Consider the following 20977-nt stretch of genomic DNA (forward strand, 5'->3'; position numbering starts at 1 on the left):
CATGCCTTCCTTATCCGCAAACCCAGCATTTTTGGTTCTTGCCGACGGCACTTTATTTGAAGGTAATTCTTTTGGATCGAGAGGGCTAGCACTTGGAGAAGTAGTCTTTAATACTGGAATGACTGGTTATCAAGAGGTTTTGACTGACCCCAGTTATTTTGGCCAATTAGTTACTTTTACATACCCTGAAATAGGTAATACTGGTGTTAATTCTGAAGATCAAGAGGCTTTACACCCATCTGTAAAAGGTGTAATTGTTCGTGAGTTTGCTCAGAGTCCTAGCAATTGGCGCTGTATGCAATCTTTTGAAAGTTGGCTTGAGAAAGAAAAAGTTGTTGGGATTAGTGGGCTAGATACTAGAGCGCTTGTAAGGCATATTCGTAATTTTGGATCAATGAATGGTGTTATTAGTACTGATGGAAAATCTTCTCCAGCGCAACTTTTAGAGAAAGTTAGAAATTCTCCAACTATGGAGGGGTTGAACTTGGCAGATGAAGTAACAACAGAAGCGACATATTTATGGAATTCGACTTGTGATGTTGAGTTTGATAAAAGGATTAAGCCTCATCAAGGTTCTCCTTACAGAGTTGTTGCTATTGATTTTGGTATTAAGCGTTCGATTCTTGACAGGCTCGTGTCCCATGGTTGTGAGGTCACTGTTGTTCCTTCAAACTCCGACATCTCTTCAGTTCTTCAATTATCACCAGAAGGGGTCTTCTTTTCGAATGGGCCAGGTGATCCTTCAGCTGTCACAGGAGGCATAGCTCTAGCTAAGCAATTAATTGAGGAAGCTAATGATCTGCCATTATTTGGTATTTGTTTGGGACACCAGATTCTTGGATTGGCTCTTGGAGGACAAACTTACAAGCTTGCCTATGGACATAGGGGGTTAAATCATCCTTGCGGTACAACTGGCCAACTTGAGATAACCAGTCAAAATCACGGTTTTGCTCTAGACCCCAAATCTCTTCCTGAGGAGAGAGTAGAAGTAACTCATTTCAACCTTAATGACAAAACTGTTGCAGGAATTGCTTTTAGGAATCGTCCGATTTTTGGCATCCAGTATCACCCTGAAGCCAGTCCAGGTCCACATGATGCAGATCATCACTTCTCACGTTTTGTCTCTCTGATGCAAGAACGACGCTAAAGCGTGGTTGAGTTCGTTTTTAATAACTACACTTCATGCGTTCGCGTTTCGAGGGACTGGGCCCATTACCGAATTGCAACGATTGACAGTCTCGTTAAGAGGTGGTTTTGAGCAGAGGCAAGGTTGTCTGGTGTTTTCTTTCACTGGCCAGCTTGATGCTTACTCAGAGAAGCAGTTCAAAACTTATGTGGAGGATGTGCTTAATGCCAATCTCTCCTCTGCGGTTTTAGAACTTTCAAATATTGACTTCCTTGATTCTTCTGGATTGGGAGCTTTAGTTCAGATTGCAAAGCATTGCAATGACAGCAAACGTTCCTTCACTGTTGTTGGTAATGCCAGGGTTATTCAAACTATCAAATTGGTACGACTTGAAGAGTTCCTTCATTTGGTACCTGATTTGAATGCCGCCTTTACCAAACTTTCTGCTTGACTAACTGGATACGCGTCCAGGTTCCGTCAGGCTCTCCTGAAGAATTAGGTCCATTGCAATTAGCTTGGCTAGGTGATGCTGTTTGGGAGATGCATCAACGCTTGAGGTATTGCCAAAAACCTGGTCGCTCTAAAGATCTACACGTTGCTGTAGTTTCTGAAGTAAAGGCCTCTGCACAAGCAAAGGCACTTCTCCACTTGGAACCTTATCTTTCAGATTTAGAGAAGGACTTAGTGCGCCGAGCTCGTAATAAAGCTGGTCGAGGACCTCGTAAGGGGCAAGCAGCTATTTATGCGAAGGCCACAGGATTTGAGACAATGATTGGGTGGCTCTTTTTGCAAAATCCCCCGCGGTTGGCACAGCTTTTGGATCTACTGGAGCAGAGCGATTCTTATCTTCAATAGGCTTTAAAAAATGGACTCTCGTTTCGATCGTAGCTCTAATAATCTCTCTCGATCTGGCCGGTCTGGAGGTAGAAGATCTCAACGTAAGGAGGCAATTCCTGATAAATCTCTTAGAAGGGAATTTTCTTCGGAAGGTCGAGGACCTTATCGCTCAAAGCCTGAAATAAAGGGTGAGGGGCAAAGTCGAAAAGATTTATCTATGAATAGAAATTATCGGCGCAACAGATCAGGACAAAAATCTAGATACGAAAAAGAGAATGATTTTGAATTTTCCAGTTCTAGAACTATATCTAGTAGGGGGAATAACCAAAGGTCATTCACAAGATCATCTGATCAGAAAAGAAGAAGGAACGCTTCAGTTAGCAGAAAACCACGAACTCAAAATATTCAGCCAGGTAACTCATTCCTTAACAGAAACGATTTCAATTCATTTGATGAAAAAAATTTAGCAGAAAAACCTTTAACGACCGATATTCTCTGGGGACGACATGTCACTCAAGCAGCTCTTGAAAATGGGAGGCCTATCCATAGAATTTGGTGCACTCCTGAGTTAAGAAGTTCTCAAAGGTTTCTTCAGTTGCTTCGAGATGCTAAATCCTCAGGAGTGCTTGTTGAAGAAGTTACTTGGGCTCGTCTTGGTCAATTAACAAATGGTGCTGTTCATCAAGGAATAGCAATTCAGACAGCCGCCGCTCAAACCCTTGACTTGCAAACTCTTATTGAAGGATGCAATGGATTGTCTGAACCTCCACTTCTGCTGGCATTAGACGGACTCACGGACCCACAGAACTTAGGTGCAATTGTTCGTTCTGCTGAAGCTTTTGGTGCTCATGGCTTAGTTCTTCCTCAAAGGCGTAGCGCAGGTTTAACAGGGTCTGTAGCTAAAGTTGCAGCTGGTGCTTTAGAACATCTTCCTGTTGCAAGAGTAGTGAATTTAAATAGGTCTCTTGAAGAACTTAAAAAGGCTGGTTATCGAATTGTTGGCCTAGCGGAGGAAGGAAATGAGACATTGCCAGAGGTAGATGTTGAAGGGCCTTTAGTAGTTGTTACTGGGTCTGAGGGGAAAGGTATATCACTCGTGACGAGAAGGCACTGCGATCACTTAGTTAGGATTCCCTTGAGAGGTGTTACACCAAGTTTGAATGCTTCTGCTGCTACAGCAGTCTTTTTGTATGAAGTTGCTCGAAATGGCTGGATGAAGGGTTTGAAGGGTCAGGACCCTTCTCCAAGAATGGTCCGTGCAAAATGTGCTTCCGTGTCTTTGGAAAGCGAAGAGTCCAGTTTTTCTGCAAATGATCAAACGGAGAAAAAAGGTGGTGAAAACAATATTTCCAATCTGTTGAAGGTAAATTCTTCTTTGGATGATTTTCAGACCGGAACCTGTTTAAACATAGAGGGAGACACTGATTCTGGCCCTTTCAAACAGAACATTCACCTCTAAGAAAGATTTCTGATTCGTCAGGGATCACAATCCTTTAATTCGGAATTCAATATGAGGACGGCAGAATAGAGATATACGCTTTGTTAATTATGGGCCCAATTCACGGGCTTCGCCGCTTTGGAAATAATCTTGGCTTGGCTTGGTGGGCCAAGGTAGAAACAAGTGCACCTAATGTTACTTACTGGTATGGTCCATTTTTAACTCGTAGAAATCTCAAGGTGAATCTTTCGAGCTTCTTAGAAGATCTTTCTATTGAGGGTTCTGATTCAATTAAACACACTTTGGTTCGTGAGCGTCGTGGTGAGCCACTCACTATCTAATTCAAATAGTCCATCGTACTGATAGCGTCACAAATGAATAAAGCTAAAAGTAGATGTCTATAGCTGAATTGCGACACCAACTAGAACTTGGCAATGTTTCTGCTAGAGAGCTTGTTGATGAGAAGCTCTCTAGAATTAGTAAGGTTGATGGAAAGATAAATGCCTTTCTCGAGGTCACAATTGATAGGGCAAGGGCAGATGCAAAAAGAATTGATGAAGCAAGAGCTGCTGGAGATCCGCTTCCTCCTTTAGCGGGTATTCCTTTAGCAATTAAGGACAATCTATGCACTAAAGGAGTGACTACTACATGTTCAAGTCGAATGCTTGAACATTTTGTTCCGCCTTATGAGTCCACAGTTACAGAAAGGCTTTGGCAATCAGGTGCAGTTCTCATTGGCAAAACCAATCTTGATGAGTTTGCGATGGGAAGCTCTACTGAGACCTCGGCTTTTGGTGCTACCTCTAACCCTTGGGATCCAAGTAGAGTTCCTGGTGGAAGTTCTGGTGGTAGTGCTGCTGCTGTGGCAGCAGGAGAATGTATAGCTGCCTTAGGATCAGATACTGGAGGTTCAATACGTCAACCTGCTTCTTTTTGTGGAGTAGTTGGATTAAAACCGACTTATGGACGAGTTAGTCGTTGGGGATTAGTGGCGTTTGCAAGTTCTTTAGATCAAATTGGTCCTTTTTCAACGAGTGTTGCTGATACCGTAGAAATATTGCAGGTAATAGCTGGCAGTGATCCCAGAGATTCAACCAGCTTAAAAGTTCCTGTTCCTAATTACTCTGCTTCTCTTTCTGACTCACTTTCAGGTCTTCGTGTTGGCTTAATTAAAGAGTGTTTTGAACATGGTGGCTTAGATCCTCAGGTAAAGGAGTCTGTTCTTTCTTCGGCAGATCTATTGCAATCACTTGGTGTTGAGGTGGTTGAGGTTAGTTGTCCTCGTTTTAATGATGGAATTGCGACTTATTACGTAATTGCACCTTCAGAAGCTTCAGCGAATCTGGCCCGATATGACGGGGTTAAATATGGCTATCGATCTGAAGATTCAGAAAACCTTGCCTCTATGACAACTCGAAGTCGTACTGAAGGCTTTGGTCCTGAAGTTAAAAGGCGTATTTTGATAGGTACATATGCTTTGTCTGCAGGGTATGTTGATGCGTACTACAAGAAAGCACAAAAAGTCAGAACACTGATTCGTCGTGATTTTTCAAATGCTTTCAACAAAGTAGATCTTTTACTTACTCCTACATCTCCAACTACGGCATTTTTAGCTGGTTCTCATTCAAGTGATCCGGTTTCAATGTATCTATCCGATTTGCTAACTATCCCAGCAAATTTGGCTGGTCTTCCTGCAATCAGCCTCCCCTGTGGGTTTGATGAGGATGGCTTGCCAATTGGGCTCCAATTAATTGCAAATGTCTTGGATGAGCCTCGATTGTTGCAGGTCGCTCATCAATTTGAGCAGGCTGCTGATGTCTTAGCTAATAAGCCTGCTGGTCAGTTCATACCTTGAGAACAAGGAATCACTACATATAGTGTTTTCTTGTTGCATGTTGCCCTTTATCTTGCGTCTGCACCTATGGTCGTTTGATGGGTTTTGTTCCTCTTCACAACCATAGTGATTACAGCCTTCTTGATGGCGCTTGTCAGCTGCCAAGGATGGTTGAGAAAGCAAAGGAGCTTGGGCTTAAGGCACTAGCTTTAACTGACCATGGAGTGATGTATGGAGCAATAGAGCTTTTGAAGCTTTGTAAGAAAGCTGGCATTAAGCCGATTATCGGGAATGAGATGTACATAATTAATGGGTCTATTGATGATCCGCAACCTAAGAAAGAGCGTCGTTACCACCTCGTAGTCCTCGCAAAAAATTCGTTGGGTTATAAGAATTTGGTCAAACTTACAAGTATTAGTCATCTTCGCGGAATGAGAGGTCGTGGAATATTTTCTAGGGCATGTATAGATAAGGAATTGCTAAAAGCTCATAGTGAAGGGTTGATTGTTTCTACTGCATGTCTTGGAGGTGAGATACCCCAGGCTATTTTGCGTGGGCGTCCAGATGTGGCAAGAGATGTAGCTCTTTGGTATCAGGATGTTTTTGGAGAAGACTTTTATCTAGAGATCCAAGACCATGGCTCATATGAAGACCGAATTGTCAATATTGGCATAAGCCGAATAGCAATGGAAACAGGTATTAATTTGATAGCAACTAACGATTCTCATTATCTTACAAAGAATGATGCTGAGGCTCATGATGCATTGCTATGTGTTCTCACTGGAAAATTAATTAGTGATGAAAAGCGCCTTCGCTATACCGGCACTGAATATATTAAGACCGAGCAAGAAATGGGACAGCTTTTTGTTGATCATCTAGAGCAAGATGTCATTCAAAAAGCCATACAAAACACTGTCTCGGTGGCAAACAAGGTAGAAGATTATAATATTTTAGGAACTTATAAGATGCCCCTTTTTCCCGTACCTGAGGAACATAGCTCGATTACTTATTTGACTGAAGTTTCTGAATTAGGACTTTTAGAAAGATTACAAGTGTCTAGAATTGAGCAGATTGATAAAGAATACCTAGACCGACTTAAATATGAATTAGATATTATAGACCAAATGGGGTTTCCTACTTACTTTTTAGTGGTATGGGATTACATTCGCTTTGCAAAAGAAAAAGGTATTCCTGTTGGTCCAGGAAGGGGGTCGGCTGCTGGCTCTTTAGTTGCATATTCCTTGGGAATTACAAACATTGATCCTGTTCAGAATGGGTTGCTATTTGAACGTTTTTTAAACCCTGAACGTAAATCCATGCCAGATATTGATACAGATTTCTGTATCGAAAGAAGAGGTGAGGTTATTGAATATGTAACTAGTCGATACGGAGAAGACAAAGTTGCTCAAATTATTACTTTTAATAGGATGACTTCTAAGGCAGTATTGAAAGATGTTGCTAGAGTTTTAGATATTCCATATGGTGATGCAGATAGACTTGCCAAGTTAATTCCAGTTGCTCGAGGTAAACCAGCAAAACTTTCATTAATGATTGGAGAAGATTCTCCTAGTCCCGAATTTAGAGATAAATATCAAAAAGACCCAATTGTTTCTAAATGGGTTGATATGGCAATTCGAATAGAAGGTACTAATAAGACATTCGGTGTACATGCAGCAGGTGTTGTTATAGCAGCTGATCCACTTGATGATTTAGTTCCATTGCAGCGTAATAATGATGGACAAGTAATTACGCAATATTTTATGGAAGATGTTGAATCTATGGGATTATTAAAGATGGACTTTCTTGGTCTGAAAAATCTTACTATGATTGAGAAGACAATAGAGTTAGTTGAGCAAAGCATAGGAGTAAGATTGGATCCAGAAAAGTTACCTATGAAAGATGTTGATACATTTAAGTTGCTTTCTAGAGGAGACTTAGAGGGGATATTTCAGTTAGAATCAAGTGGCATGCGACAAATAGTTAGAGAATTAAGGCCCTCTTCATTAGAAGATATATCTTCAATATTAGCTTTATATCGTCCTGGCCCTCTTGATGCTGGACTTATCCCTAAATTTATCAATAGAAAACATGGAAGAGAGCCCATAGATTTTGCTCATTCTTCTTTAGAACCCATACTTCAAGAAACATACGGAATTATGGTATATCAAGAACAGATAATGAAAATAGCTCAGGATTTGGCTGGTTACACATTAGGAGAAGCTGATTTATTACGCAGAGCAATGGGTAAGAAAAAGGTTGCCGAGATGCAAAAGCATAGAGATCATTTTGTTAAAGGATCTACTAGTCAATCAGTTGACCCTAAAGTTGCTAATGAACTATTTGATCAAATGGTTTTGTTCGCTGAATATTGCTTTAATAAAAGTCACTCAACAGCATATGGAGCAGTTACTTATCAAACTGCATATTTAAAAGCTCATTATCCAGTTGCATATATGGCAGCTTTATTAACAGTTAATGCTGGCTCTACTGACAAGGTTCAGCGTTATATCTCTAATTGTAATTCCATGGGCATAGAAGTTACGCCTCCAAATGTGAATGCCTCTGGAATTGATTTTACGCCAGATAAAAATAGAATTTTGTTTGGACTTTCAGCGGTAAAGAATCTTGGTGATGGTTCAATCAGGCAATTAATAGCTAGTCGTGAAAAAGACGGGCCATTTAATTCATTAGCAGAAATTTGTGATCGAATTCCTTCAAATGTTTTGAATAAAAGAGGCTTAGAGGCACTTATACATTGTGGAGCACTTGATTCGATAGCACCAGACGCGAACCGGGCACAATTAATAGCAGATCTTGATTTACTTGTTGATTGGGCTGCTTCCAGAGCTCGTGATCGTATATCTGGACAAGGGAACCTTTTTGACCTAATCAATGAGGTCTCTGCTAATGAAGAACAAACGGATTTTTCTACGGCACCAAAAGCAGCTAAAACTACTGATTACTCCCCTAGTGAAAAGTTGAGACTGGAAAAGGAGTTAGTAGGTTTTTACCTTTCAGATCACCCACTTAAACAGCTTTCACCTCCTGCAAAGTTGATAGCGCCTATAGGCCTTATTAGTTTGGATGATCAATCTGACAAGACAAAAATTAGTGTTGTTGCCATGATCTCTGAGATGCGTCAAGTGACTACTCGTAAAGGTGATCGTATGGCTATCCTTCAATTGGAGGATTTAACTGGAAACGCTGAAGCAGTTGTATTTCCAAAGACTTATGCCAGATTGTCAGACTTTCTTATGCTCGAAGCTCGGTTGCTTGTTTGGGCATCTGTTGATCGTAGAGATGAACGAGTTCAACTAATTGTCGATGATTGCAGGACTATTGATGATCTTCGCCTTTTACTTGTAGATTTACTCCCAGAAGAAGCTAATGATATAGAAGTTCAACATCGTTTAAGAGAATGTCTCTATAAACATAGGCCAGGGAAAGATGAGTTAGGCATAAAGGTTCCAGTTGTTGCTTCTATTAAGCAAGGGGAAAAAGTTCGTTATGTAAGACTTGGGCATCAGTTTTGCGTCGGGAATGCAAATGCAGCACTTAATTCATTGCAAAGTCAATCCTTCAGTGCTAACTATACTGAATACTTATTAACCTAAGTTGTGATATGTGATATGTGATATGTGATATGTGATATGTTATCCCTTATTTTTTGTTAACTCACTAAAGGCATCTCGAACCTTTCCTATATTTGGCCTTATATTTTCTAACCCCAATAAACTGCCAGCAGAGAGCTCCCAACTTGCAGAAAGTATTCCATAACTTAGGCCTAATAGACCCGTTAAAAAGCAAGCTGCTGATGTTAGTAATGTTAATGCTGGAGGAATATCTGCAATACCTCTACTGACTAATAAATAACTAATTATAAAAACACTCATTCCACTAAAAGTGGGAAGCCCCGTTGTGATAGCAATTCTGCGGGCCATTCTATTTGCAACTTCTTTTGGTATAGCAGATTCTCTTTTTGAAGCTTTGCTATTGGGCGATTGCTTTAATGCCTTTCCAGTGCTTCCAGGTTTGGCCGCCGCACTTTTGCCCGCAGGCTTGAAAGGCTTGGGTGGGGGGATTTCGGCCATATTCTTTTAATAAGTTAAAAGGACGAGATTGGATCCCGATTTTTTTTCACCCTCTAATCCCCAACTTAACTACAAGGTCGTTATAACGCTTTTCACTATGCTCCCTCACATAATTAAGTAAGCGCTTTCTTCGTCCAATCATTTTTAACAAACCTTTTCGCGATGAGTAGTCATGATTACTTTTTTGAAGATGGCCACTGAGCTTGGAGATGCGCTCACTAAGCATTGCGACTTGTACTTCAACAGAACCTGTGTCAGTAGCGTGCTTCTGATAAGAGTTGATTAGTTTTTGCTTTTCTGCTGTATCGAGCGGCATGTCTTGAAAAGTGCTTTGATTTTAAAAACTTAATTTAACCCCTTAAGCTCCTTATAACCTGGATTCGTTGCTTAGCCAAATCAAGCTGGCTTTGAGTAATCCTTCAATACCTTCTAGAGATGTTCCTAAATCTGTAATTTTTGAGGTCTTTGTAGATTTGGTTTGTGCTTCACTTGCCATTGCTTGTATTGCGCTATTGATTTCTATATCGTCATAACCCAGTGTTCTTAGGGTTTCTTGCAGTTCGATGATATTTGAAGCTTTGAAAGGAAGTTTTTGCAAATCAATTCCCTCTATTCGCGAGTTGTCGGTTTTCACCTCACTGAACTCTGAGAGTTTGTTGCGTAATTCGATTGAAAGTCTTTCGGCAGTTCTTTTTCCTATTCCTTGGGCTTTTGAAAGTTTGTGAATGTCTTGATGAATTATTGCAGTTACTAATTCATCAATTTGATTTTGCTCCAATAGTGCAATGGCCATTTGTGGGCCAACTCCGCTTACTCCTATAAGTATTCTGAAGAGGTCTCTTTCACTTCTCGTCTGGAATCCATATAGATGATCAGCATCATCCCGCTTTACTTGATGGATCCATAGAGTCAATTGGTCAATTGAGTTAATTAAGGCTAGATGACGTGGTAAGAGTTGAATTTCATAGCCAACTCCTGAACAAGCCAAAACAATTCCTTGCCTTAGTGATTGCCTCCAGTTGTCTATCCTTTGCCCATGAAGCCAGCTAATCATTGGTTTTCTCTTGACTTAAGCATGCTGAGTCTTGGGATGGTTCTGTTTTTTTTCTTCTTTTTGCATGAGACATCTCTTTCAACGGATTTGCCCTTTAATTCTGGCGTTAGTTTTATGCATTACACAGTACGGGTGTTTTAGCTCAACCAGGCCTCCCAATTCAGTCTTGATGGATGCACTTGAACTCCAAATTAATATCACGCAGAACGCACTTACAGATTTCCTAGATCTTGATGAGGGTGTCTCTAAAGTGTTAGGGGTTAAAGTTGATTCAAGTGCATTTATGGATTATGAGAATGGAAGACTCTTATTAGTTTATGGTCATGTTGACTACACGTTACCAAGTACGGAAACAATCAATAGTCCTTTTCAAGTATTTCTTGAAAAAGGGGAGAAAGGTCAGAGTTGGAGCTTGGTGAGGCCTTCATTTATTGCTAATGGTTCATCTAGAGTATGGAAAAGTTACGCACTTCCTATAAAGTCTTGACATTATATGTTTAAAAGAAGGTTGAAATATCAAAACCTTTAATTGAGAATAATGCTTTATATTGTTTTTGCTGAATTAATTCTTAAGTCTATTATTTTTATATTTTAAGTTGATTAAATATTAATCTTAGATCTTAGCCACCATCTATTTGGCAGCCAAGCATTGCGCCTGCAGCCCCACCTGCTGGGATCGCCCACCATCTATCTTTCCCTCTTGAGCCAGTAGTGGCAAGCCCTGCTCCAAGGAGCCCTCCAATTAAGGTTCCCTCACTGCAATCATTTGTATCGCCTATTGGCTGGGTTTGTTGAGTACGTCGTGCTCCAATTGAGCTGCAAGGAACCTGTACTGCTTCATTCCAGGTTCGAACATAGCCAGGTGAGTTTTTGTTCCCAGGAACGTATTCCTCCCTGTATTCACTACGAGCACATTGACGGGAATCGTTTGCGTATCCAGGTTGTGTACTTTCAGCTATAGCTGGCGATGCTGCGCTGAGGGCTAAAAGAGTGGCAAGAGCAATCTTCATTGGTTTCAGTCGTTAGGCGTACTTTGGTGACAATTGAGGCAGTAAAACCTTTCTTTTATTCTGCCTCAGAATTGTAGGTTTAATTAAATATTAGCAGTTTCTACACGCCAGATCAAGCATTGAAGAAGTATTACCAATGTGTTTGAAAAACTTAATCATTTAAGAATTCTAGGCCTATTGGGCATCTTATTTCTCTCTGTATAGAGGATTTGGTTCTGTAAATCTTCATTGGAGATACTTCTGCAATTATTTAATTTACAAGTTGATTGTTTCCTAACTATTATAAATATCGAACATTATTGTTATCTATTTTATTTTGGGAGCTTAGACTTAGTATGGTTGCTACAAGGATAAAAAATGAGCCGATAATTGTCCAATCATTTAACTTCTCGGCAAAAAGTATTATGCCCCAGGTAGATGCAAATAAAACTTGTACGTAATTTATAGAACTTGCCTGAGCTGCTGGTATGAGAGTTAAGCCTTCTGTAATCCATATTTGACCGAGTTGAGTAAATATTCCAATGCCTATTAGCCAAACCCATTCAACACCTACAGGTATAACCCCGCTACTAAATAAGAATGGTAAGGCTATAGGTACAGATATCAATGGGAAATAGTGAACAATTACCAATGGATGCTCTTGTCTGGAAAGCTTGCGAACACAGATGTAGGCCATGGCTGTTAAAAAAGCCCCAGTTAAGGCAATAACTACTGATAAAGCAGGTAGTTGAACACTATCTGTGCTTATCCATTCGGGCTGAACAACCATTAATATTCCCAACCAGCCGACTATCACAGCTATTCCAATACGAAGTCCAAAACCTTCCTTTAAGAATAAAGATGCTGCAACTGCGGTAAACATTGGGTATGTGTATTGAAGAACAGTAGCGGAGGCCAAAGGCAAAGTTGTAATGGCTTCAAATACGCAGAACAAGGCAGTGCTCCCTAGTAGGCCTCGGATTATCAGTAATTTTTTGTTTTTACCCCAAGGTGAGATTTGAGCCCTTTTGATCATTAACCTTGTTATTAGAAGGCTTATAAGAGCTCTAACTAAAACAATTTCTGCTACAGGAAGTCTCCCACTTAAATGTTTCACGCAAACACTCATTAAGCTAAATGCCCAAGCACTAGCTATTAGGTTCAAATAACCTTTCATTGTTTTTGAGTAATAGATGCTCACTTCTGTCAGAAGATCAGCTTTGTAGTTTTGCTGCAAATCTTTGTTCTGTTTGTCAAACGATGATGGGGATTCATTTCCAGTGCTATGAAAATTTTTAACTAGACCAATCTGTTAGATCCCCCAGAATGTACTGATGGCATCACCCCGTCTCCACCCACGAACAATTGAGGCAGTCAAAGAACGTGCAGACATTGTTGATGTGGTTGGAGAACACGTTGTTTTAAAGAAAAAAGGAAGAGAATATGTTGGGATCTGTCCTTTTCACGATGACAGTAAACCCTCTATGACGGTATCCCCCGTTAAACAGTTTTATTACTGTTTTTCATGTGGAGCCGGAGGAAACTCCATCAAATTTTTGATGGAGTTTCAACGACAAAGTTTTGGAGATGTTGTTCTTGAGTTAGCGAGAAAGTACCAACTTCCCGTTGAGACCGTTGATGGTTCACAGCAAGAACGTTTGCGTCAGCAATTTTCACGTCGAGATAAGCTGCATCGAGCACTATCTCTTTCTGCTGGTTGGTTTTCTGATCAGCTACGTTCAGAAAAAGGTTCTAGTGCACTTAAGTATTTGAGGGAAGTGCGTGGCTTGAGTGAAACTACTATTGAAGCTTTTGATTTGGGATATGCTCCAGATCAGTGGGATGGACTACTTACATATCTTCAGCAGGTAGAAGGGTTATCTCCAGATTTACTCGAGGCGGCTGGATTGGTTGTTTCACGAAAAGGCGGAGGCGGTTTTTATGACCGTTTTCGTAATCGTTTGATCGTGCCAATTCGTGATCGTCAAGGACGAGTTATTGGTTTTGGTGGGCGTAGTCTTGATGGTGCAGAGCCTAAGTATTTAAATTCTCCTGAAACAGAAGTTTTTGAAAAAGGACAGCATCTCTTCGGTCTAGAAAAGGCAGTTAAGTTCATTCGTAAGGAGGATAGAGCTGTTGTTGTAGAAGGCTATTTTGATGTCATTGCTTTGCATGCCTCAGGAATTCATAACTCTGTCGCGGCTTTAGGGACTGCTTTGAGTAGTAAGCAAATCACTCAATTATGTCGTTGTAGTGAGAGTAAAAGAATAGTATTGAACTTTGATGCAGATGGAGCAGGAGTACGAGCTGCCAATAGAGCTATTGGAGAAGTGGAACGTCTTGCAATGCAGGGTCAGCTGGATTTGCGTGTTCTTCATTTACCTTCAGGAAAAGACCCTGATGAATTTCTTCAAGAGCATGGTCCTGGGGAATATAGAGCCCTTCTTGATCAGTCTCCACTTTGGTTGGATTGGCAAATAGATCAGGTTTTGCAAGACCTTGATCTCAGTAAAGCAGATCATTTTCAGTCTGCAGTTAGTGGGTTAGTACAACTTTTAGGCAAACTGCCTCAGTCAGCAGTGCGAACCCATTATCTCCAAAAGGTTGCTGAGCGTTTAAGTGGTGGACAAGCACGTTTGGCTTTGCAACTTGAGGAGGATCTTCGTAAGCAAGTAAAAGGTCAGCGTTGGCATGGACGTTCTAATCGAAGGGATCATCTCGGTGAAGGTAGTCAACGTGAACGTAGTGAAGCTGAGATCTTACGTTTATATCTACATTGCTCTCCTCATAGGTCTGCTATTCGACGTGAGCTGCGTCAAAGGGAACTTGAAGATTTTGCCTTGCAACATCATCGGTTGTTATGGGCAGCAATAACAGACTTGGAAGAAACCAAACTTGGAGCTAGTCGATTAGAAGAAATTATTCGAGGCAATGACTCTGGAGAAGATCTTGCTGATATAGATATTGCAAGATTACTCACTGATCAGTTAATGGTTGATAACAATCCACTTTTAACTCGTCTTATGCCCCTTTTAGAGCCAGATGAGGTTCATGTAGCAGCCATGTCTGAGCCCCTCCTTCATTTGCGTGGAACGGCTGCTGCTCTTGAGCGACAGAAATCATTGAAGCGATGCAGACATCTTTTGGAAGCATGGAGTGGTCAAAGGTTGGAAACACTTGAGAGATGCATCTCCTCACTTGTTGAAGAAGAGCGCCATCGACCAGAGGAATCTTTTGATATGGAAAATAGAATAGAAAAAATGTTTCAAGAGCTAAATAGTGAAGCCTTGCGCTTTCAAGATCTTTATTACAGCGAACGAAAGCATATTCTTCACTTGGATCAACAACGTTGTGCAGGCTATGGAAAGAAGCAGCCCCTCACGGCTTAGTAATTTGATTGATTTTATTGTGCACAATACAAATGAAAACCTTGTTGTTTTAGCTTTTAACCACTCCCTTTGTTCTTTTTAAGGGCAAAACTTCTTCAGTGCAGCAATTACCTTCTTGGGTCTGTCTTCCATATAATAAGCCTCTACTTCACGTTCTCTCTTTATATTCCCAATACTTGTAGACCCTTTTATTGCTCTTGCTTTATACCATGGGTGTGATTTTCTTTTAGTATTAATGACACCTAGAAGCTTTGAATTATTACAGTCCTGAGCAACGTGAGTTGCTTCATGTCTAAGCGCTTTTCTAATGGAGATTGCTGTAGCATTATTATTATCACGACCCACTTTGGGTAGGTAAAAACCATTAGTCTCTTTTATATTTTGAGTGCAAATAACCACTGCACGTTGCCGCTTTTTGGTAAACCCAACATACTTTTTTCCCATTAGGCATAAAGGAGAATTTTCTTCCACTGAAAAATTTGCTTTGTAGATAAGTTCAAGGATTTCTTTTTCTTTTGCAGTTAAAAATAAAAGGAATTCCATGATTTTCTATTTGAGTTTTTGTTGGTCTGAATTTGCTTATGATTGAACAATCGGAAGTTGATTGATTCGTGTTGTCGTGTAGCAGCTTAATTGCTCACGGCGTATGTCCCAACTTTGATTGAGAACGCATGCCGCCCATTTCACTGTGCCATCTCCATAGCGCTCGTTGAGCTTGTCGATTGTTTGCATTAGACGTTCACGTCTCTTTAGGCTTTCAGGCTTGTAATCCCTTAGAAGGTTTGGTTGTAGATGATCAGTGCTCTGAAGTTTTTTCATTATCACTCCAGCCTTGACTAGAAGGCAATAAGGCCGGAATATTTTCTCTGTCAATGTCAATGCTTCTGCTAGAAGAACGGCCGTGTCGTTGCTTGGTGTGTTTAGTTGAGTTGTTGCGCTTTGCTGATAGAAGGATTCTGAAAAGGGACTTGTGCGTGTGAATACGGTGATAGTTCCTGCTCGTTGATTGTGCTTTCTTAGCTTTGCACTGGCGCGAATTATGTGGCTATTTATTGCGCGATGTAATTCTTCTAGGCTTGTTATCGGACGACTGAAACTTTTGCTTACGCAAGTTTGCTGTTTTGGTGGTGTTACTGTCCTGAGAGGTAGGCATACTTTCCCTTGTAATTCTTTTTGTAGTCTTATTCCTGTTACCCCGAACTTTGTATGTAGTTCGTTGCTAGGCATATCGCGTAGTTGCTGAGCTGTATTAATGCCTCGCATTCGACACCAACGAGCGATTTGGGGTCCTATTCCCCAAACGTCTTCGATGTTAATAGTCTTGAGCCATGATGTTTGGTCCTTATTTATTTGTAGGTCAAAGACACCAGCATGAGCTGATATGTTTTTTGCGAGGTAGTTAGCAATCTTGGCTTGGCTCTTGCTACCCCCGATACCGATAGAAATGGGTAATCCTAGGTTTTGATATATTAATGCTCGTAGTTGACGAGACCAGGGACGTAAGTCGTAATCAGGTGGACGACTGATTTGAGCAAAGGCTTCATCAATGGAATAGATTTCTATGTGTTCACAATGTTTTTTTAATAAACCCATTAGACGTTGACTCATATCACCGTATAAGGCGTAATTGGAGCTGCGTACGACTACACCGAGCTTTTTTAATTTATGTTGGATCTTGAAGTATGGTTGGCCCATTGAAATGCCGAGTTTCCGCGCTTCTGAGCTGCGAGCCACGATGCAGCCATCGTTGTTAGATAGCACTACTACTGGGCGACCAGAGAGCGATGGATCTATGTTTTGTTCACATGCGGCGTAGAAATTATTGCCATCGATTAGTGCTGTTGCTTGAGTCATTTTGATGATGTAATGCTTTTGAGATTGTGAATTGAATGCACTGCTACACCCCAGATCTGCACGTTTTCGTATTGCTGTAGGTCAATGGGTAGATAGTTGGGATGCTCTGCTTCTAGATACAGCACTCCATTTTTGAGAACAAGTCGTTTCAGCGTGAAGGCGCCATCTAGTACAGCTATCACGATGTGACCGGGACGTGGGTTGAGGCTACGGTCTACAACGAGGAGATCGCCGTTATGAATTCCGGCGCCAGTCATAGAGTCACCGCTTACACGAAGCAGAAAGGTGCTTTCGGGATGTTGAATTAGATACTCGTTGAGATCGATACCGATATCGATATAGTCGTCGGCAGGGGAAGGGAAGCCTGCTGAAACGCATTCATTCGCTAGCGGTAGGAATAATTTCGATTGCTTTGCTGGTAGGACGACTAGCACCTGCGAATCCTTCACAAGAAGCAAGACAGAGAGCTCAATAGTACACCAATACTACTGAGCTCTCTGTCTTGCTTCTTCCCGGAGGGTGGGTGGAGTTTGTGTACTTGGCGGTTTCAGGGCTAGATGCTTATTTGCTAGTAGGGCTTGATATTTTGACCGGCTTTAATTGTTAGCTCCGATGATATGGGCCTCCGTGAATAATGGTGGTAGCTCGATAGATTTGCTCCACAAGTAATAAGCGAGCAATCTCATGGGGGAATGTCATAGGTGAGAGGCTTAAGCAAAGGTCGGCCATCTTTTTTATTTCAGGTGCGATACCGTTAGCTCCACCTATTACAAAAACAAGTCGCTTTGAACCTAATGCTTTTAGATACTCAGCAAAGGGAATAGAGGCGAGAGGCCTTCCTTCTTCCATCAGAATGATTAGTGTTTCATTGTTTTTTAGTTGAGTTTGTATTGCGTCAGCTTCTTTTTGTGGACTTGAGTCTTTTAATTCAGTAATTGTTAAGCCAGGTAGACGTTTTAGGTATAACTCAAGACCTTCACTTATCCATTTTTTGCGGATTTTTCCTATGGCAAGGATTCGATAACGCGACGGATTCAGCATGAGTGAATCAGAGGTCAATGATTTGCATCTAATCTTCCTCTTCTAATAGAAATCTATTGAACGAAGAATAGAGAATTTCTTCCTTGGTTTCTTTTTTTGACTTCTTTTTTGGTGCTATTTGCTTTGCCTCGGAACTTGTGTTCGTTGTTTTGTTGCTTTGATGATTATGGCCTAACTCTTTGGTCTCAATTTCTTTTAGTCTCTGTATTAAATGTGTAGGGACGTTCCCATCTGGACTTGCATTCATTAACTCTTGGAATAACAATTGAGGATTGTTTGTGGTTTCTATGGGGTGAGAGGTGTCGTTGGTGCGACTTTCTTTTTGCTCAAGAGGAGGCTTCGGCTTCGGCAGTTCTCGTGGAAGCTGACGAATTAACTTTTGAAGATGCTCGCGACTACGAGGGTCAAATGTCATCGGATGAGGAGATTGTATTTTTTAAAGGAGCGGGGACTAAGACCTTTTTTAGGTCCATATTCGACTTCTTCTCTTAGAGCTTGTCGAAGTTGTTCAAAAGGAAGATCGGTGAAGCTGTCGTCGTCAGCAAGTGCCGAGGGCAAATCAAGATCGCTTAAATCAGCGACCTGTGTGGTGTTGTCAATAGCGGTTAAGCCTGGCTGCTGGAGAGGAAATAAAAAGAAGATGGCAGCAGCGGCCAAGGCCATTAGGCGGGCACGCATAGCAACAGGAATTAATTGGTAAACCTTAGATCTGCTTGTTAAAGGATGAGGGGTCGGTCGGTAGGACTGTGAGATATTGAATGGGATGTAATTCGTTTTGGGGTTAGAGAATACACCTCAAAATTACTAGGATGGATATTTAGCATCTATCTCAGTTTAGGTTTTTAGTTGTTTTGGAAATATGATTCTTCTGGTGATGATGAGTTTGTTTTAAGATTGAAGGTTGGGAAATAAATCTTATTTGTTTCTAAGAGAATTCCTTTAAGAGGCGCAGTGTTTTCTTCAACCTCTCTTCGTTGTCTGATCTGGTTTTAAATAAGAGTTAGAATTTTCAGTCTTAATTACTATTCAAGTGTTTGGTATGTATTTGGGTAGTTAAGGCTATGCCTTTTTCGGGACACATTGCACGAAAGCGTTTAGGGCAGCATTGGCTTAAGGATGTATCTGTGTTGGAATCTATTGTTGAGGCTGCGGATCTTCAGTGTGGTGATAGGGTTCTGGAAGTAGGACCTGGACGAGGTGTCCTGACAGAACGGCTATTAGCATCTCAAGTTGCAGCAGTTCATGCAGTTGAATTGGATGCTGATCTTGTTGTGGGATTAAAGGAGCGTTTTGCTAGCCAACCACGTTTTACTCTTCAACAAGGAGATGTTCTGTCGATTCCATTGACTCCTCCTTGTGGAATCCTTTCGAACAAAGTTGTTGCAAATATTCCATATAACATCACTGGACCATTGCTCGAACGGTTGGTGGGGCGTTTAGGGAAACCTATTGAAAGGACTTATAAGTTGCTTGTACTTCTTCTGCAAAAGGAAGTGGCAGAGAGGATTCTGGCTCGACAAGGCCAAAGTAATTTCAGTGCGCTTAGTGTAAGACTGCAGTTGCTGGCTAAATGCAGAAGTATTTGTCAGGTGCCACCAAGTTGTTTTCAACCGAGACCCAAAGTTCATTCACAGGTTATTTCTATTGAGCCTGTGGATGAAGAGCATCGTTTGGATTCAGCGTTAGCACTACGCGTAGATGAGCTGCTTCGTAAAGCTTTTACTTCTAGAAGAAAAATGTTGCGCAACTCGCTTAGAGAATTAGGCTCATTGAATGAATTAGAGGGGTGCGCGAAAAACGCTGGAATTAGCCTTGATCAGCGGCCACAAGAGGTGTCCCCTCAAGAATGGTTAGTAATGGCAAAGAATTTCAACTTTAGTAATGAAGTTAGTAAGCAATTATGAGCACCTCTTACAGACCTTTTGATACGGGGCATTTACTAAGAATTAAGGCTCCCGCAAAAATCAACCTCCATTTAGAAGTACTTGGTCTAAGGGCAGATGGGTTTCACGAATTAGCGATGGTTATGCAGAGCATCGACCTGGCTGACTACCTTGAAATAACTAGGAACGAAGATGGAGAAATAAACCTTTCTGTTGATGATCCAAACTTAAGTACAGGAGATGACAATTTAATTATTAAAGCGGCGCGATTGATTCGTGATAACTCGGGAGTGAAAGGCTTGGGTGCGAATATTCATCTCTGTAAGAAAATCCCTATTGGGGCCGGTCTTGCTGGAGGTTCTAGTGATGGGGCCGCTACTTTGTTTGGGTTAAATTCTTTATGGGGGCTTGCTTTTACAAGAAAGAAATTGATTTCTTTGGCTGCTGAACTTGGTTCTGATATTCCTTTTTGTTTAGAGGGTGGCACTCAATTATGTTTCGGCCGTGGCGAGAAACTGGAATCTTTAAAAGCGTGTAGTCCTTTTATGGCAGTTATCCTGATTAAGGACCCATCTGTAAGTGTCTCTACTCCTTGGGCTTATGGACGTTGTAGGGAAATTAGGGGCGCTCATTATCTAGAAAGTGAATCTGATTTTGAAAGGTGCCGTCAACAATTAAGGGATGAAAATTGGTTGAAAAATTGGAGCATCTCAGAACCACCACCACTGAAAAATGATCTTCAGAAAGTAGTCGCTCCTGAAATTTCCTCTGTTCAGAATGGGTTGGAGTTACTTTCTGAATTGCCAGGATCACTTGGTGTTGCAATGAGTGGTTCTGGCCCTAGTTGCTTTGCTCTTTATTCCAGTTACAACAAGGCCAAGGATGTTTTTGATCAGAACAGAGAACGATTATCAACTTCAGGATTAGAAAGTTGGTGTTGTTCTTTTCAACCTCAAGGAGTTACCTCTGAATCATGAGTGATTCAAAAAATCCAATATTAAAAGGAGAAGAGGAGAAATCGATATCTCCGCAAAAAGGTCCACTTAGTTTTTTTTCTGGTGCTATTACCAGTATTTTCTTGTCCTGGATCTGTCTTGAGTTAAGTCAGAGAATGGTGATCTATTTCACTCTTCATTCGCCTGCCTACTCTTCCCCAATAGCTCAAAGTGTAGCTTCAGGATTCAAAACACTGGTCATAGGAATAAGTTTCTTAGCTACATTTACGTTTGGTTTCATCGGATTAGGGCTAATCCTTGTATTTATTCGCAGTCTCTTTGATGGCAATGCACGAGAATCTACTTAGGATTTGAGCATCTTATTTATAAGGGTTATTAGGTTTTAAGTAGATGACACTTCACGACCTTGGTTTACTGATTCTTTTGCTGAGCCCTGGGATGCTTCTCTCAGTATTGCTTTTGTCTACATTTGCTGCAGGAGGTTA

The 20977-nt window shown here is 41.1% G+C and carries 23 protein-coding genes; 12 read left to right on the forward strand and 11 right to left on the reverse strand.

Translation table 11 applies throughout. The features are described from left to right. The first annotated feature begins 1 nt into the window (after nucleotide 1). The 7 genes from carA to SOI82_RS01090 all read left to right on the forward strand — a co-directional run bounded on the left by carA (nucleotide 2) and on the right by SOI82_RS01090 (nucleotide 8849). Nucleotides 2–1147, forward strand: a complete 1146-nt coding sequence (gene carA / locus SOI82_RS01060) for a glutamine-hydrolyzing carbamoyl-phosphate synthase small subunit (protein WP_320667554.1) — start codon at nucleotides 2–4, stop codon at nucleotides 1145–1147. An 82-nt stretch (nucleotides 1148–1229) separates the two neighbouring features. Further along, the gene (locus tag SOI82_RS01065) at nucleotides 1230–1577 is read left to right on the forward strand and encodes an STAS domain-containing protein (protein ID WP_320668434.1); all 348 of its coding nucleotides are present in this window, start codon (nucleotides 1230–1232) and stop codon (nucleotides 1575–1577) included. Further along, nucleotides 1574–1981 (forward strand): Mini-ribonuclease 3, encoded by a 408-nt coding sequence (locus SOI82_RS01070; protein ID WP_320667555.1) that lies wholly within the window; start codon nucleotides 1574–1576, stop codon nucleotides 1979–1981. The genes SOI82_RS01065 and SOI82_RS01070 overlap by 4 nt, the downstream gene beginning before the upstream one ends. A 10-nt stretch (nucleotides 1982–1991) precedes the next feature. After that, entirely contained in the window at nucleotides 1992–3422 is a 1431-nt protein-coding gene (gene rlmB / locus SOI82_RS01075) for a 23S rRNA (guanosine(2251)-2'-O)-methyltransferase RlmB (RefSeq protein WP_320667556.1), read from the forward strand. Nucleotides 3423–3511: 89 nt separating this feature from the next. Beyond that, entirely contained in the window at nucleotides 3512–3742 is a 231-nt protein-coding gene (locus SOI82_RS01080; protein ID WP_320667557.1) for a DUF1816 domain-containing protein, read from the forward strand. Between the two features lie 53 nt (nucleotides 3743–3795). Continuing rightward, nucleotides 3796–5256 (forward strand): Asp-tRNA(Asn)/Glu-tRNA(Gln) amidotransferase subunit GatA, encoded by a 1461-nt coding sequence (gene gatA, locus SOI82_RS01085; protein ID WP_320667558.1) that lies wholly within the window; start codon nucleotides 3796–3798, stop codon nucleotides 5254–5256. A gap of 77 nt (nucleotides 5257–5333) precedes the next feature. Further along, complete coding sequence (locus tag SOI82_RS01090; RefSeq protein WP_320667559.1) at nucleotides 5334–8849, forward strand: DNA polymerase III subunit alpha; 3516 nt, start codon at nucleotides 5334–5336, stop codon at nucleotides 8847–8849. Between the two features lie 39 nt (nucleotides 8850–8888). Here SOI82_RS01090 and SOI82_RS01095 read toward each other — a convergent pair whose 3' ends face one another. Genes SOI82_RS01095 through ruvA form a run of 3 tightly spaced genes read right to left on the reverse strand, consistent with a single transcriptional unit; the run spans nucleotide 8889 to nucleotide 10380 of the window. After that, nucleotides 8889–9326: a PAM68 family protein gene (locus tag SOI82_RS01095; RefSeq protein WP_320667560.1), complete on the reverse strand. Its 438-nt coding sequence runs from the start codon at nucleotides 9324–9326 to the stop codon at nucleotides 8889–8891. A 46-nt stretch (nucleotides 9327–9372) separates the two neighbouring features. After that, nucleotides 9373–9642, reverse strand: a complete 270-nt coding sequence (gene rpsO / locus SOI82_RS01100; protein WP_320667561.1) for a 30S ribosomal protein S15 — start codon at nucleotides 9640–9642, stop codon at nucleotides 9373–9375. 51 nt (nucleotides 9643–9693) lie between these two features. Continuing rightward, nucleotides 9694–10380 carry a Holliday junction branch migration protein RuvA gene (ruvA, locus tag SOI82_RS01105; protein WP_320667562.1) on the reverse strand — a complete coding sequence of 229 codons (687 nt, stop codon included), beginning with the start codon at nucleotides 10378–10380 and terminating at the stop codon, nucleotides 9694–9696. 169 nt (nucleotides 10381–10549) lie between these two features. On the opposite strand from ruvA, the gene SOI82_RS01110 reads away from it, so the two are divergent. Next, nucleotides 10550–10867, forward strand: a complete 318-nt coding sequence (locus SOI82_RS01110; protein WP_320667563.1) for a hypothetical protein — start codon at nucleotides 10550–10552, stop codon at nucleotides 10865–10867. Between the two features lie 133 nt (nucleotides 10868–11000). On the opposite strand, the gene SOI82_RS01115 is transcribed toward SOI82_RS01110, so the two are convergent. Together SOI82_RS01115 and SOI82_RS01120 are read right to left on the reverse strand one after the other, a co-directional pair. Next, on the reverse strand, nucleotides 11001–11390 hold the full coding sequence (locus SOI82_RS01115) for a glycine zipper 2TM domain-containing protein (RefSeq protein WP_320667564.1): 390 nt from the start codon (nucleotides 11388–11390) through the stop codon (nucleotides 11001–11003). A gap of 280 nt (nucleotides 11391–11670) precedes the next feature. Then, complete coding sequence (locus SOI82_RS01120; RefSeq protein ID WP_320667565.1) at nucleotides 11671–12606, reverse strand: DMT family transporter; 936 nt, start codon at nucleotides 12604–12606, stop codon at nucleotides 11671–11673. A 97-nt stretch (nucleotides 12607–12703) separates the two neighbouring features. On the opposite strand from SOI82_RS01120, the gene dnaG reads away from it, so the two are divergent. Further along, nucleotides 12704–14758 carry a DNA primase gene (gene dnaG, locus SOI82_RS01125; RefSeq protein WP_320667566.1) on the forward strand — a complete coding sequence of 685 codons (2055 nt, stop codon included), beginning with the start codon at nucleotides 12704–12706 and terminating at the stop codon, nucleotides 14756–14758. 78 nt (nucleotides 14759–14836) lie between these two features. Here dnaG and SOI82_RS01130 read toward each other — a convergent pair whose 3' ends face one another. From SOI82_RS01130 to SOI82_RS01155, 6 genes are all read right to left on the reverse strand, one after another. Beyond that, nucleotides 14837–15301, reverse strand: coding sequence for a serine hydroxymethyltransferase (locus tag SOI82_RS01130; protein WP_320667567.1), 465 nt, complete (start codon nucleotides 15299–15301; stop codon nucleotides 14837–14839). 36 nt (nucleotides 15302–15337) lie between these two features. Then, nucleotides 15338–16612 (reverse strand): Y-family DNA polymerase, encoded by a 1275-nt coding sequence (locus SOI82_RS01135; RefSeq protein WP_320667568.1) that lies wholly within the window; start codon nucleotides 16610–16612, stop codon nucleotides 15338–15340. Further along, the gene (locus tag SOI82_RS01140) at nucleotides 16609–17070 is read right to left on the reverse strand and encodes a LexA family protein (protein WP_414153515.1); all 462 of its coding nucleotides are present in this window, start codon (nucleotides 17068–17070) and stop codon (nucleotides 16609–16611) included. The genes SOI82_RS01135 and SOI82_RS01140 overlap by 4 nt, the downstream gene beginning before the upstream one ends. Before the next feature lie 145 nt (nucleotides 17071–17215). Beyond that, complete coding sequence (locus SOI82_RS01145) at nucleotides 17216–17650, reverse strand: 23S rRNA (pseudouridine(1915)-N(3))-methyltransferase RlmH (protein ID WP_320668436.1); 435 nt, start codon at nucleotides 17648–17650, stop codon at nucleotides 17216–17218. Between the two features lie 31 nt (nucleotides 17651–17681). Further along, a complete protein-coding gene (locus SOI82_RS01150) occupies nucleotides 17682–18068 on the reverse strand; it encodes a hypothetical protein (RefSeq protein ID WP_320667569.1) in 387 nt (128 codons plus the stop codon). Further along, complete coding sequence (locus SOI82_RS01155) at nucleotides 18065–18331, reverse strand: hypothetical protein (RefSeq protein ID WP_320667570.1); 267 nt, start codon at nucleotides 18329–18331, stop codon at nucleotides 18065–18067. The genes SOI82_RS01150 and SOI82_RS01155 overlap by 4 nt, the downstream gene beginning before the upstream one ends. Nucleotides 18332–18714: 383 nt before the next feature. Between SOI82_RS01155 and rsmA the strand changes: the two genes are divergently transcribed. From rsmA to SOI82_RS01170, 3 genes are read left to right on the forward strand one after another with little or no spacing between them, the layout of a single operon-like run. After that, nucleotides 18715–19557 (forward strand): 16S rRNA (adenine(1518)-N(6)/adenine(1519)-N(6))-dimethyltransferase RsmA, encoded by an 843-nt coding sequence (rsmA, locus tag SOI82_RS01160; RefSeq protein ID WP_320667571.1) that lies wholly within the window; start codon nucleotides 18715–18717, stop codon nucleotides 19555–19557. After that, nucleotides 19554–20513: a 4-(cytidine 5'-diphospho)-2-C-methyl-D-erythritol kinase gene (ispE, locus tag SOI82_RS01165; RefSeq protein ID WP_320667572.1), complete on the forward strand. Its 960-nt coding sequence runs from the start codon at nucleotides 19554–19556 to the stop codon at nucleotides 20511–20513. Before rsmA ends, ispE begins: the two co-directional genes overlap by 4 nt. Then, nucleotides 20510–20839: a DUF3082 domain-containing protein gene (locus tag SOI82_RS01170; protein ID WP_320667573.1), complete on the forward strand. Its 330-nt coding sequence runs from the start codon at nucleotides 20510–20512 to the stop codon at nucleotides 20837–20839. The genes ispE and SOI82_RS01170 overlap by 4 nt, the downstream gene beginning before the upstream one ends. The last annotated feature ends 138 nt before the right edge of the window (nucleotides 20840–20977 follow it).

The sequence above is a fragment of the Prochlorococcus sp. MIT 1307 genome (assembly GCF_034092395.1).
Taxonomy (GTDB): Bacteria; Cyanobacteriota; Cyanobacteriia; order PCC-6307; family Cyanobiaceae; genus AG-363-K07.

Coding starts and splice junctions, on each gene's coding strand:
- carA (WP_320667554.1), top strand. CDS start 2: ATGCCTTCCTTATCCGCAAACCCAGCATTTTTGGTTCTTGCCGACGGC.
- rlmB (WP_320667556.1), top strand. CDS start 1,992: ATGGACTCTCGTTTCGATCGTAGCTCTAATAATCTCTCTCGATCTGGC.
- SOI82_RS01080 (WP_320667557.1), top strand. CDS start 3,512: ATGGGCCCAATTCACGGGCTTCGCCGCTTTGGAAATAATCTTGGCTTG.
- gatA (WP_320667558.1), top strand. CDS start 3,796: ATGTCTATAGCTGAATTGCGACACCAACTAGAACTTGGCAATGTTTCT.
- SOI82_RS01090 (WP_320667559.1), top strand. CDS start 5,334: ATGGGTTTTGTTCCTCTTCACAACCATAGTGATTACAGCCTTCTTGAT.
- SOI82_RS01095 (WP_320667560.1), bottom strand. CDS start 9,326: ATGGCCGAAATCCCCCCACCCAAGCCTTTCAAGCCTGCGGGCAAAAGT.
- rpsO (WP_320667561.1), bottom strand. CDS start 9,642: ATGCCGCTCGATACAGCAGAAAAGCAAAAACTAATCAACTCTTATCAG.
- ruvA (WP_320667562.1), bottom strand. CDS start 10,380: ATGATTAGCTGGCTTCATGGGCAAAGGATAGACAACTGGAGGCAATCA.
- SOI82_RS01110 (WP_320667563.1), top strand. CDS start 10,550: ATGGATGCACTTGAACTCCAAATTAATATCACGCAGAACGCACTTACA.
- SOI82_RS01115 (WP_320667564.1), bottom strand. CDS start 11,390: ATGAAGATTGCTCTTGCCACTCTTTTAGCCCTCAGCGCAGCATCGCCA.
- dnaG (WP_320667566.1), top strand. CDS start 12,704: ATGGCATCACCCCGTCTCCACCCACGAACAATTGAGGCAGTCAAAGAA.
- SOI82_RS01130 (WP_320667567.1), bottom strand. CDS start 15,301: ATGGAATTCCTTTTATTTTTAACTGCAAAAGAAAAAGAAATCCTTGAA.
- SOI82_RS01135 (WP_320667568.1), bottom strand. CDS start 16,612: ATGACTCAAGCAACAGCACTAATCGATGGCAATAATTTCTACGCCGCA.
- SOI82_RS01150 (WP_320667569.1), bottom strand. CDS start 18,068: ATGACATTTGACCCTCGTAGTCGCGAGCATCTTCAAAAGTTAATTCGT.
- SOI82_RS01155 (WP_320667570.1), bottom strand. CDS start 18,331: ATGCGTGCCCGCCTAATGGCCTTGGCCGCTGCTGCCATCTTCTTTTTA.
- rsmA (WP_320667571.1), top strand. CDS start 18,715: ATGCCTTTTTCGGGACACATTGCACGAAAGCGTTTAGGGCAGCATTGG.
- ispE (WP_320667572.1), top strand. CDS start 19,554: ATGAGCACCTCTTACAGACCTTTTGATACGGGGCATTTACTAAGAATT.
- SOI82_RS01170 (WP_320667573.1), top strand. CDS start 20,510: ATGAGTGATTCAAAAAATCCAATATTAAAAGGAGAAGAGGAGAAATCG.